This is a genomic window from Cupriavidus sp. 05N40, assembly GCF_056397305.1.
On the sequence record NZ_JBFTND010000229.1, the window covers coordinates 1 to 11,361 of the forward strand.

Here is an 11,361-nt window from a genome sequence, read left to right on the forward strand (position 1 = left end):
GGTACTGGCTGAGGCTCGCAGCCTGCATCGCGCTGCGCAGAAACTGGGCCTGACGCAATCGACCGTCACAAAGATCTTGCAGCGACTGGAGGCCGAATTCGAAGTCCGGCTCGTCGATCGAGGTGGAAGAGGTGTTGAACTGACGTACGCAGGACGCGTCCTGTTAGAGCGCATTGCGGATGTGAGAGAGTCCGTCGCGCAGACCTACGCCGAAATGTCCGCTGTCAAGTCTGCGTCTGCGGGGCGGATCCGTCTCGGCGTCGTGCCTGCACTCCTGGAATCCGCACTTCTGCCGATGGTGGCACGCTATACAAAGCGCGAAAAGGAAATATCCTTTGCGCTCTCCGTGCAGGTGTCGACACTGCTTTTCGAAGAGTTGAAAGATGGCCAGCTGGATCTTGCGCTTTGCTTCATGCCGGAGGCCATACCCGACGAACTCCAGTCCGATGACTTTGGCCGTCAGCGGTACGTTATCGCTGCCAGGCGTGGCCACCCCTTGGCATCTGCATCGGTGGAGCCGGCACTGCTCAAGTCCGCGCAGTGGTTACTGCCACTCCCTGGTCACGGCATGCGCCAACTCGTCAGCAAATTCTTTCAGGAGCACGGGCTCGGCGCGCCACAGGTCGTCATCGAGACCGACGCATCAACCGCACTCCTCCCGTCATTGCTACGCGACAGCGATCTGATCACGATCCTGACGGATCAAATGCTCCAGACCCATGCTGGAAGAGATCTCGTTGCGCTCCCCTACGAGACAGCGTTCGAGACCCGCATGCAGCTTTTCTACCGCAGGAAAGCCTATATGTCGCCAGCGGTACAGAAGTTCCGCACCGCCCTGCATTCGGCCATGAAGCCAGCATGAGGATGTCGGGCTCGGCGCCGGGGCGGGGCCCGCGTCCTTCGTTCGTGCCGCAGCCCTGGCATTTTGAGCTTGGCTCATACGCGACCGGAGCAAGGGTCGCGGCATTCTGCCGCAACTCTACTCAAGCACGAAGATCGCCAAAGCTGACTTGAATAACGCCTATTCTCCCGGCGCGAACGCAGCGAGTCCGCCTCGATACTCCGCCATGGAGAATACGTCAGGCAAGACGGCGGCCAACTCGTCCGGATCCATTTCGATCCCGTTCGCCTCAAGCAGCGGCGCAGCTTCGTCCACCATCGTACGCCAGTCGTCACGGCCACGAAATTGTTCCAGCATGTCCGCATAGGGCTCATGTCCGAGCGCACGGACAAGCAGGTCGGTGAAACTCACTACCTTGAATCCGTGCACCTTGCCATCGGAGGCCAGGCTGCGGTGGCAGGCATGGTATAGCGAGACAACGGCATCCATGTCGCCGCGCTTGTAATGGTCGACCGTCCTAGTGCGCTCCTGTTGCTTCAGTCCTGGGCAACGGTCAGAGCCGGAATTGCCGCACATATAACCCTGCTCTTCCACTTCATCGACGATCGTGAGTCCGGGGATGGCCTGCAAGAGCTCTTTGACGTCCTGGCTAACCTGCAGCAGGCCTCGATGGGTATGCAGGAGCACGCGCATATTGACGGGCGTGGTAAAGAGCGCGCGCAACTGGTCCTTCCTCTCGATCAGGTACTTTGTGATGTGATCGATATCGAACTTGACCTCGCGGTACCCTTCAATGGTTTGCGTGAAATGAATCTGGCAGGACGGGCACCAGTTCAGGACGCGTTCCGGCTTGAAATCACCGAATTTCTGGAGCGTCTGCTCGCTCACCCTGCCGCCTTTTGGCAAATCCCCTTCCCACTTGCTGTGGACGATCCCGCAGCATGACGCGGGGCCGCCCATTACTTCGTAATTGACGCTAAGGGCGTCAAGCACGCACATTGCATTGAATAGCACATGCGGCGTTCGAATCGCATTACAACCCGTATAGAACACGACGTCGACGGGCCGGGGCTTCTTTGGCCTCAGCAGGCGGGCGGCGTCAGCCGGCACCATCTGCATGGAAACCATGATGCGAATCGCGCGGGAGAGCTTGTGAAAGAGGTGTGGCGTAGGACTTGTGCGTCGCGCAATCTCGGCATTGGCGAGGGCTAGCATGCGGCGTGGGTTGATGCCTTCCGGGCACGCCGGAATACAATCCCCGCACCCATTGCATTGCTTTGCCCACGCGTACGAGGCTTTCGAGATCGTAGCGTCCGGCTCGCCGACAAAATCAAACACGCCTTTCACTACGGCCTTCGGGTCTTCCCCCGCGGCATCGGCAAACGGCACGACCGGGCAGACTTCCACGCACTTCCCGCATCGAGTGCAAGCATCTTGCAGATCCTGCCACGACCGGGCCACGTAGCTGCTCAAAATCTGGGGACTGTGGGTGTTGTTTTCCATGGGGATCCTTGAGGCACCGCTCTCCCGCCCAATGTCGGGCGCTTGAGAACCATTGTGGCGATCCGCCCGCGAAAAGTTGGCTTCAGTTGATTCCTTTCTGGAATAGCGTGCCGCAATTTCGCCCCAATTCCTCAAGATTTGCGGCTCTTCTCCAGGCAGCGTAATGTTCCCGGAATCTCAAGGCGACTTCGCACGCCTGCATCTCGATGGGCGAACCTCGAGCGCGCGGCCGCGGCCCGTCAGACGAGTGAGGAGCCGGGCCGCGCCGCCGCCAGGAACCAATCCGAACGCGGCTTCCATCTGGCTGAACGGCGCGGATTCCTGCGCGGCAAAGTGCATGTCGCGCGTCGGCACCGACTCGCTGCCCGCCCGGGCGCTCAGCGTTGCGCCATCAGCATGTAGTCCACCGTCAGGTTGGACAGCGCGCGCACGCCGCTGACCAGGGCCGGCTCATCCACATAGAACTCGGGCGAGTGGTTGGCGGCCGCCTTGCTCACATCCTGGCCCTTGGGCGTCACGCCGAGGTAGAAGAACAGCCCCGGCACCTTCTCCTGGTAGAACGAGAAGTCCTCCGATTCGCTCCGTTTGGGCGCGATCATCCAGTTACCTTCGCCGGCCACCCGCTGCAGCGTGGGCGCCATCTTCTCAGTGAGGGCCGGCTGGTTGATGGTGGCGTTGTACAGCTCCACCACGCGGAAGCTGGCCTCGGCGCCAGCGCTGGTTGCCATGGCCTCGGTGGTGCGCTTCATGCGGGCATGGATGTCTTTCTTCATGCCTTCGTCATAGGTGCGGATGGTGCCCATCATCTCGACCCTCTCCGGCACAATATTCATGCGGTTGCCGCCGTGGATGGTGCCCACGGTAATCACCGACGGTTCCAGCATGGCATCGACCTGCCGGCTCTGGATGGTCTGCAGGCCCATCACGATCTGCGARGCCACTACGATCGGGTCGATCCCGCCCCACGGACGCCCACCGTGGGTCTGGCGGCCCTTGACGTCGATCCAGAACTGGTCGGCCGCCGCCATCGACGGGCCGCTGCGCCAGCCGAGCTTGCCGGATTCCATGCCGCTGGTAACGTGCAGGCCGAAGATGGCATCGACTTTCGGGTTGTCCAGCACGCCTTCGGACACCATCTGCTTGGCGCCCCACATATTGCTGCCGTTGGGCTCGAAATCCGCCGGGCTTTCCTCGGCTGGCTGGAAGATGAACTTGACCGTGCCCGGCAACTGGTCCTTCATGCCGGCCAGCACCTCGGCCGTCGCCATCAGTATCGCCACGTGGGTGTCATGCCCGCATGCGTGCATGACGTCCACTTCCTTGCCGAGGTACCGGCCCTTTGCCTTGGAAGCGAAGGGCACGTCGACGCGTTCCTTCACCGGCAGCGCATCCATGTCGGCGCGCAGCGCCACCACCGGACCAGGCTTGCCGCCCTTGAGCACGCCAACCACGCCGGTCCTGGCCACGCCCGTCTCCACTTCCATGCCCAGCTTGCGCAGGTGGTCGGCGACAAGCTCCGCGGTGCGGGTCTCGTAGTTGCCGAGTTCCGGATGCTGGTGGATGTCGCGGCGCCAGGCGATGAGCTGGGCTTCGACGGCCTTGGCGCGCGCCTCGATCTGTGCGTGCAGGGTGTCGGCACTGGCGGGGGCCGGCGCGGTCTGCGCCAGCGCGGCGTTGCAGAGCAGGCCGGCGGCGAGTGCGACGCTGGCGAGGGCAATGCGGGTGGTGGAACGGGATGCGTTATGACGGACAGCCATGCGGGATCTCCTTCGTTGTTGTTGGTTTGATGCAAGCCGTGTTGCGGGATGCAGGTACAGCCTGCCGCAAGGGAAGCTGGCGGTTTTCTCCCCTCCTTGCTGTGGATTCATGCGACTGCCTTCAACTCGTTGTCCGAGCTTTTCTGTCGTGTGTCGTCCCTTGCGCTTCGCGTCTTTGCGAGCTCATGCCAATGAAATGATGTTCGTCATATCATGAGGCGAACGATCAACGGCAGCGGTGGGCTTTTCCGCCCTTCACTCCCGGCTGTCGCAAGCATCAATGTAACCAGCGTCTACATGGTAGTCAGGCATATCCGCATGGTCAAGAAGGAACCGATCTCCATGTCCTCGGTGCTATCCCTAGGGACATGGCGCCAGTGCCGGCGTAGGCTCGCCGTCGATTCGTCTTCCGCGACACCCATGCCGACTTCGGCCCGACCCTGGCGTGGTCCGAATAGGCATTCCCTGCGGCTTCGACCTGCCCGCCGCGTTCCGCCGCGGCGACGCAGGCGCGGATCGCCTACTCCGCCTCCACGCTTTCGAATACACTGTGCGCTCGGACAAAAACGGGCACATTCGTCTGTCGCTCATCTTGCCTAGGCGCTCCCGGCTTGCGCGGTGTTTTGCGGGAGCCCGATCGCGCGGGACGCGTGTTGATGGCAGCCGTGCCGTACCTATCTCCTGCGCTTTGGAGAAAGACGCATGAAAAGCTGGATCGCAAAGGCCGCCGGCGCGCTTGCTTGTGCAATAGCGTTCCTGGCAGGACAGGCGTGCGCCGCGGACACGGCGACGCTGACCATTTCCGCTGGCACGCAACAGCGCAACTGGACGCGCGACGGGTTGCTGAATGACCGTCGCCTGACCGATGTGACGGTGGACGACGACAATCTGAAACGCCGCCTGACGTTCAAGGCCATTCCCCTGGCGGTCCTGCTGCGCGGCATGCCGGTGACGCCCGACGCGAGTGCGACGACTGCAGCCGGCGATGGCTATATTTCGCACCTGCCGATGCGCCTGCTGCTGGCTGACAGCGCCGACGAGCCGCGCGCCTGGCTGGCGGTGGAGAACCCGGCCGCGCCGTGGCCAACGCTCAAGGGCCAGGACATCGGGCCCTTTCGCCTGATCTGGACAGTTCCGTCGGGCCACGCCGCTTCCGTGGTCAACGAGAGTCTCTGGACATACAACATCGTGCGCATCGACATCACGGCTTCGCCTGCCGAGCGCTTCGCGGCCATCCGGCCCGCCGCCGGCCTGCCTGCCGACGGCCCTGTCATGCGCGGCTTTGCGACGTTCCAGCGCGTTTGCTTCTCGTGCCACTCCCTCAACCGGGTCGGCGATGCACAGCTTGGCCCCGATCTGAACGTGCCATACAGCCCGGTCGAGTACCTGGGCGACGACAAGCTGACCAAACTGATCCGTGACCCGCAGGCGCTGCGCTGGTGGCCCAACGCGCGCATGTCAGCGATCGACAGGAAAACGCTGTCTGACGCCGACCTGAAGGACTTGCTGGCGTATCTGCATCATATGGCCGGACACAAGGTGGCGGCGTCTGCGGCAGGCTCGTGACTCCGCTGCTACCTTGATTGCCACGCCACGGTTGCTGTCATGGTTGCACTCACAGGAAGGTCTTGACGATGTCCGTCGAGGAGCGTTGTCCCAGCGCGCTGAAGTTTGCCTTCAGCCAGCCATCGGCGCGCTCGCGTCCCAGCGCGCAGAGCTCACTCAGGAAGTGCCAGTCCGCGTTGAACTTGCTCGATACGCCGAGCCTGGCCATCTCGGTCTCGGCATCGATGCTGTGGATGAACATGCGCCGGTAGCGCGCGGGATCCAGCGCGCCTTCGTCGATCAGGCTGGAGACGAACTCGATCGCGCGCATCTCCCGCATCAGCGACGAGTTGAAGCTCAAGGTGTTGACCCGGTCGAGGATTTCCCGTGCCGTAGTCGGTACATTTGGAATGCGGATCGGATTGATGCGGATGATCAGCACATCGCGGGCGTCGGTCTCGTAGATCAAGGGGTAGATGGGCGGATTGCCCATGTAGCCGCCGTCCCAGTAGTACTCCCCCTCGATCTCCACGGCCTGGAACAGGCTGGGCAGGCAGCCCGAGGCCAGCACGGTCTGGATGCTGATTTCGTGATTGCCGAACACCCGTATGCGGCCGCTCAGCACATTGGTGGCGCACAGGAAGAGCCTGGGGCTACGGCAATTGCGCAGTATCTCGAAATCGATCATCCGGGCCAGCATGTCGCGCAGCGGGTTCAGGTTGGACGGGTTGAGCTGGTAGGGCGAAAAGAAGCGGGTGACATAGTCGAACATCAGCCACCCCGGCGAAAGGTTCAACTGGTCGAAGCCCATCATCCGGTCGAGCCAAGAGGGCTGTAGCGGGCTCATTCGGGCGCAGTCGGCGACGCCGCGCCACAATGCCTCAAGCATCCGGCGCGCCCCCTCCCGTCCACCGCTGACGAGGCCGTAGGCGAGCACGGTAGCGTTGACCGCTCCGGCGCTGGTGCCGCTGATGCCGTCGATCTCGATGCGGTCATCCTCGAGCAGGCGATCGAGCACGCCCCAGCTGAACGCCCCGTGGCTGCCGCCTCCCTGCAGCGCGATATTGATGCGGCGGACCGGGGAGGATGACGTCCCGTGCACGGCGCCCTCCTCGGTTGCCGGCGTCGCTGGCGCTGCCCGCCTGGCGTTGCGCCGGGGGCCGCTTGCTGCGGCTCGCGCTGGTTGGGACATTGGCGTCTCCTCGATCGATGGCTGCCGGGGCTCAATGCGGCGCCGGGAGGCTGAGCCGCCACGTCAGGTTGCGACGGGCGCTGGCTTCGCAGCGGGCGTGGAATATGTCCGTGTAGTAGATGCGTGGACGCGCCAGCAGCGCACCCAGCAGGGTACGCTCGCGCGCATCGTAGGTCCGTTCGTCGAGATCGGGGCGCTCGGCCCGCAGGCGCGCCCCGTCCTGGCGGAAATGCGTACGTCCGCCACCGAGAACCGCCAGGTCGATGTCAACGGTGAAGGCGGCGTCCGGATCGGGCGGCGCAACGGCATGCCGGGTCGCCAGGATCATGTCGGCGATGCGCCCCGCCGCCGCGATGCGCCCCCCGGCCCGCTGCACGAACCACTCGGCGCTGCGTTGCTCGTTGTCCCTGGCTCCGGGAATGAAGATCACGTCGTGGCACCAGAGCGCCAATTCCACGGCATCGGGGTCGGGGACCGCGTCGCGCACCCGGTCGAGGTCGCGCATGCAGCGGCGCACATGGTGCAGGGTGTGATAGTGACGCGCCGGCTCGGCGTAGTGGCGTGCCAGGTCCGCATAGGTGGCCTCGCCGTGGATGCCGCCACAGCGCGACCACAACGCCAGGAAGCGCGCTTGCGTCTGGTTCATCTGGCCTCCCCCGCCACGGAGCCCCGGGGCGGGTCTCATTCGCGTCACGCGCGTCCCCCGGATCAGCATGAGTATGCGCCACGGCCGCGCCGGTGAGGCGGTAAAGGATCGCCTCCAAAGTACTCTGCCGCACTATCGCGGCGCAGCCGGCGCGCGAATTCAAGTTGAGCAACCCCGGCGACGGTGCCAGAATGCCCAAAGTGCAAGCGCAGTTTGCCGACGACGTTTTGACGGCCAGCCGATCGACCGGACGGATTGATGCATATGGACCGAGAACCAGTACCTCAGGCGTCCGACGGCTCGGTATTGTTCGCGGATGTCAGCGGCAGTACAAGGCTATATGAAACGGCCGGCGATACGGTCGCCTTCGGTGCCATCACCCGCTGCATCGCCGTCATGAAATCCTGCTCCGGGGCCGTCCAGGGCCGCGTCGTCAAGACCATCGGCGACGAGATCATGGTGGTGTTTGCATCGGCCGAACAGGCGATGCAGGCAGCACTCGACATGCAGGTGGCGGTTTCTGAACTTCCGCCCATTGCCGGCGTGCCCATGTCGGTCCATATCGGCTTTCATCATGGCCAGGTGTTGTCCGATGAATCGGGCGACGTGTTCGGCGACACCGTGAATCTCGCCGCCCGCCTCTCCAAGCTCGCCTCGCGTGGACAGATCATCACCAGCAGGACCTCCGTGGAGCGCCTGCCGGAGAGGTTGCGCCAGATGACCCGCTACCTGTACCCGATACAGGTGCGCGGCAAGGAACCGCCCGTCGATCTGTTCGAAGCGATATGGCAGCAGAACGCCGACATGACCGTCATGRCCGTGGCGAGTCCGCGCGCCTTGCGCAGCGCGCTGCTCACGCTGAGGTACCGGGAAACGCTGCTCGRAATGAACGCCACCTCCACGCCGGTCAGCATTGGCCGCGACAGCGCCATGAATATTGTCGTGGCGGACCGGCAGGCGTCGAGATTCCAGGCGACGGTCGAGTCGCGCGCGGGCAGGTATGTGCTGACCGATCGAAGTTCGAACGGCACGCATGTCACCATCGATGGCGAAGATGAATTCGTCCTGCGCCGCGACGAAGTCGCGCTCAGGGGACATGGCTGGATCACGTTTGGCCAGTCGATGGAGTCCGCGGGCGAGCGGGTTGAGTTCTTTCTCTACGTTGAAGGCCGCTGAGCGTCAAAGTGAGTGCCGCGACACCCGATGCCAGGCAAGGGTCGCCTGCGCCACCTGAGCCAGCAGCCGGCACCACGGTGCCCGCCGGCGACGGATGCGCCGTGCGGGGCGGGCCATGCCCCGCTCAATCCGCCTTGACCTGGGCCGCCACGACGACGTCCTTCCATGCACGGATGTCGTTGCGGATCACCTGCATGAACTGTTCGGGCGAGTTCCGCCCCACCCATGCCAGGCCTTGCTGCGCAAACGCGGGCTGCAGCCCGGGGTCGAGCATGACCCGCGTGATCTCGCCRTTGAGCCGGCTGACGATACCGGCCGGTGTGCGTGCCGGCACGAAAAAGCCATACCAGCCATCGAGGTCGAAGCTGAATCCTTGCTCCTTGAGCGTCTTCACATTTGGCAGCATGGGCGCGCGGCGCGTGCCGGTCATGGCGATCGGCCGCAGCTTGCCGGCCTGGACCAGGGCGACGGGCGAGCGCGCATCGACGAATGCAAGTTTGACCACGCCGCCCTGCAGGTCCGTGAGCAGTTGCCCCATGGTCTTGTAGGGGATATGCCGCATCCGGAGCTGCCTGTCGTGCGCAATGGCTTCCATTGCGAGGTGCCCGGTCGAGCCGACTCCCCACGTGCCGTAGGCGATCTCGGGATTCGCGCGCACGTATTCGAGGAATTCGCTGAAGTCACGTACCGGCACGCCCGCGGCTGCCACCAGCAGCACGCCGCCGGCGCTGACCTGGATGACCGGCGCCAGGTCCCTGAGCGTATCGTAGGGCAGCGTAGCGCGAAGCGCGGCGTTGACCGACACCGCCGAGGCATTGCTGAAGAGGATGGTGTTGCCGTCAGGCGCCGCCTTGGCGGCCATGTCGTTGCCGATCAGGCCGTTGGCTCCGGGCCGGTTCTCGACGATGACGGGCTGCCTGAGGGCCTTCGACAGGGGCTCGGCAAACAGCCGCGCCATCAGGTCGGTGCCCGAGCCGGCCCCGCCCGGCACGATCATGCGCACGGGCTGGGACGGCCACGGCGGCGCCGGCTGGGCCCGGGCTTGGAGCGGGCCGGCAATCAGCGCTGCCATGGCGGTGGACAGCAGGCCTTCCATCCAAATGCGTCGGTTCATCGTTGTCTCCTGGAATCCGTGCCGGGTAAGCACCGGTCATGCGCAAAGGCAGCGGTTCGCGGCGGCGCGCGCCCCGGAACCGCCGCTGTACTAGCCTTGCTTCGGGGGCGGCTGGAACCCGAGGAAGGCACGATTCCAGGTCGGGCTGATGACCAGTTCATTGATGGTGGCGCGCGCCGGCATCGAGATCACGAAATCGACCGCTGCCGCCACGTCTTCCGCCTGCAGCATGCGCGCAAGGTCTTCCTCCGAGGGCGGCGTGGGACGGTTGAGCAGGATCGGCGTGGCCGTCTCGCCCGGATAGATCGCGCAGGCGCGGATGCCGTTGGCGCATTCCTCCATCGCCACGGACAGGGTCATGGCGGCCATCGCATGCTTGCTTGCACCGTAGGCGGCGCCGGTCAGCGCGGAGGCGAAGCGGCCGGCCCAGGACGAAATATTGACGATGGTGCCCCCGCCCTGCTCCCGCATGCCGGGCAGCACGGCGTGCATGCAGTAGAACGCGCCGTTGAGATTGATGTCGATCACCTGGTCCCAGTCCGCCGGCGTGAGCTTCGACAGCTTGCGGTTGGCCACGTTGATGCCCGCCGCGTTGACCAGGATGTCCACCGCGCCGATGCGCTCCTGCAACTGCCGGCCGGCCGCTTCCACCGCTGCGCGGTCCGCCACGTCGAGAGGCAGCGCGATGATCCGCTCGTTCCCGCACTCGGCCACGAGGGCGTCGATCGCCTCCTGGCTGCGCGCGGAGATGACCACGGTCGCGCCGGCCTGCCAGAGCGAGAGCGCGCAGGCCCGCCCGATGCCGCTGGAGCCGCCCGTGATCCAGGCCGTTTTTCCGTGCAGAGACTTCATGGTTGTACTCCTTCGCCTTGATGCTTCGATGCTTCGATGCTTCGATGCTTTGATGTCTTGATGGATTCATCCGCCCGCATGGCGATGCACGGTGTCACCCGCCGCATGCGGCGCGATTCAGTGCGTGGTCACGCCCATGATCTGGTTCACGTCATAGATCGGCGGCCGGGGATTCTTCGCCCAGGCATCCGTGAGCAGGTACCGCAGCCTGAAGCTCTCGGGCACGTCGGCCAAACCCGGCGTGAACAGCCACAGGCGCAGCAGGTGGCGCTTGCGGTCCAGATCGGGATGATCCTCGTAGCTGGTGCGCGAATGCAGGATTACGTAGTTGTTCAGGAACTGCATGTCGCCCGGCGCGAGTTCCATATCGATGCGAAAGCGCGGATCCTGCGTGTAGGCGTCGAAGCGGTCCAGCGCGGCGATGTCTTCCGGCGCCAGGCGCGGCGCCTCGGGAAAGCGCTGGGCCGTGTTGATGAAACTGCGGATATACCGGTTGAACAGCCGGCCGCCATGCCACGTGAACACGTGCGTCATGGTGAACGGCGCCTGGCCGGGCGCTTCCTCATGCCGGCGATCGAAGGCGAAAGGCTGGTACAGGCGCGCCAGCAGGTCCGGATGTTCTTGCAGCATGGCATTGTGAATGGCCATGGAGCTGGCGATGCTGCTGACCCCGCCCTCTTTCGCCGTGCGCAAGCAAAGCAGGCCGACGACATCCGCGCCATCGGTGTGGAACGG

At 64.4% G+C, this 11,361-nt stretch carries 10 protein-coding genes; 3 read left to right on the forward strand and 7 right to left on the reverse strand.

Annotation, left to right across the window (positions count from 1 at the left end; all coding sequences use genetic code 11):
* On the forward strand, positions 1-862 hold an 862-nt coding region (locus AC1DO7_RS34995; RefSeq protein ID WP_477117159.1), incomplete at its 5' end, for a LysR family transcriptional regulator.
* A gap of 159 nt (positions 863-1,021) precedes the next feature.
* On the opposite strand, the gene AC1DO7_RS35000 is transcribed toward AC1DO7_RS34995, so the two are convergent.
* Positions 1,022-2,344 (reverse strand): (Fe-S)-binding protein, encoded by a 1,323-nt coding sequence (locus tag AC1DO7_RS35000; RefSeq protein ID WP_441619563.1) that lies wholly within the window; start codon positions 2,342-2,344, stop codon positions 1,022-1,024.
* A gap of 377 nt (positions 2,345-2,721) precedes the next feature.
* Entirely contained in the window at positions 2,722-4,101 is a 1,380-nt protein-coding gene (locus AC1DO7_RS35005; RefSeq protein ID WP_441619565.1) for an amidohydrolase, read from the reverse strand.
* 702 nt (positions 4,102-4,803) lie between these two features.
* On the opposite strand from AC1DO7_RS35005, the gene AC1DO7_RS35010 reads away from it, so the two are divergent.
* Positions 4,804-5,667 carry a cytochrome c gene (locus tag AC1DO7_RS35010; RefSeq protein ID WP_441643428.1) on the forward strand — a complete coding sequence of 288 codons (864 nt, stop codon included), beginning with the start codon at positions 4,804-4,806 and terminating at the stop codon, positions 5,665-5,667.
* A 49-nt stretch (positions 5,668-5,716) separates the two neighbouring features.
* On the opposite strand, the gene AC1DO7_RS35015 is transcribed toward AC1DO7_RS35010, so the two are convergent.
* Positions 5,717-6,748 carry a patatin-like phospholipase family protein gene (locus AC1DO7_RS35015; RefSeq protein WP_441619569.1) on the reverse strand — a complete coding sequence of 344 codons (1,032 nt, stop codon included), beginning with the start codon at positions 6,746-6,748 and terminating at the stop codon, positions 5,717-5,719.
* 121 nt (positions 6,749-6,869) lie between these two features.
* On the reverse strand, positions 6,870-7,484 hold the full coding sequence (locus AC1DO7_RS35020; RefSeq protein WP_441619571.1) for an HD domain-containing protein: 615 nt from the start codon (positions 7,482-7,484) through the stop codon (positions 6,870-6,872).
* Between the two features lie 264 nt (positions 7,485-7,748).
* On the opposite strand from AC1DO7_RS35020, the gene AC1DO7_RS35025 reads away from it, so the two are divergent.
* Entirely contained in the window at positions 7,749-8,660 is a 912-nt protein-coding gene (locus tag AC1DO7_RS35025) for an adenylate/guanylate cyclase domain-containing protein (protein ID WP_477117160.1), read from the forward strand.
* 124 nt (positions 8,661-8,784) lie between these two features.
* Here AC1DO7_RS35025 and AC1DO7_RS35030 read toward each other — a convergent pair whose 3' ends face one another.
* The 3 genes from AC1DO7_RS35030 to AC1DO7_RS35040 form a co-directional block, all read right to left on the reverse strand.
* The gene (locus AC1DO7_RS35030; RefSeq protein WP_441619575.1) at positions 8,785-9,774 is read right to left on the reverse strand and encodes a Bug family tripartite tricarboxylate transporter substrate binding protein; all 990 of its coding nucleotides are present in this window, start codon (positions 9,772-9,774) and stop codon (positions 8,785-8,787) included.
* 90 nt (positions 9,775-9,864) lie between these two features.
* A complete protein-coding gene (locus tag AC1DO7_RS35035; RefSeq protein ID WP_441619577.1) occupies positions 9,865-10,626 on the reverse strand; it encodes an SDR family oxidoreductase in 762 nt (253 codons plus the stop codon).
* 117 nt (positions 10,627-10,743) lie between these two features.
* A partial coding sequence (locus tag AC1DO7_RS35040) for a TauD/TfdA family dioxygenase (protein ID WP_477117161.1) occupies positions 10,744-11,361 on the reverse strand: 618 nt, incomplete at its 5' end.

What these genes read in the sequence shown, in the direction of transcription:
- AC1DO7_RS35000 (WP_441619563.1), bottom strand. Translation starts at nt 2,344, where the DNA reads ATGGAAAACAACACCCACAGTCCCCAGATTTTGAGCAGCTACGTGGCC.
- AC1DO7_RS35020 (WP_441619571.1), bottom strand. Translation starts at nt 7,484, where the DNA reads ATGAACCAGACGCAAGCGCGCTTCCTGGCGTTGTGGTCGCGCTGTGGC.
- AC1DO7_RS35010 (WP_441643428.1), top strand. Translation starts at nt 4,804, where the DNA reads ATGAAAAGCTGGATCGCAAAGGCCGCCGGCGCGCTTGCTTGTGCAATA.
- AC1DO7_RS35035 (WP_441619577.1), bottom strand. Translation starts at nt 10,626, where the DNA reads ATGAAGTCTCTGCACGGAAAAACGGCCTGGATCACGGGCGGCTCCAGC.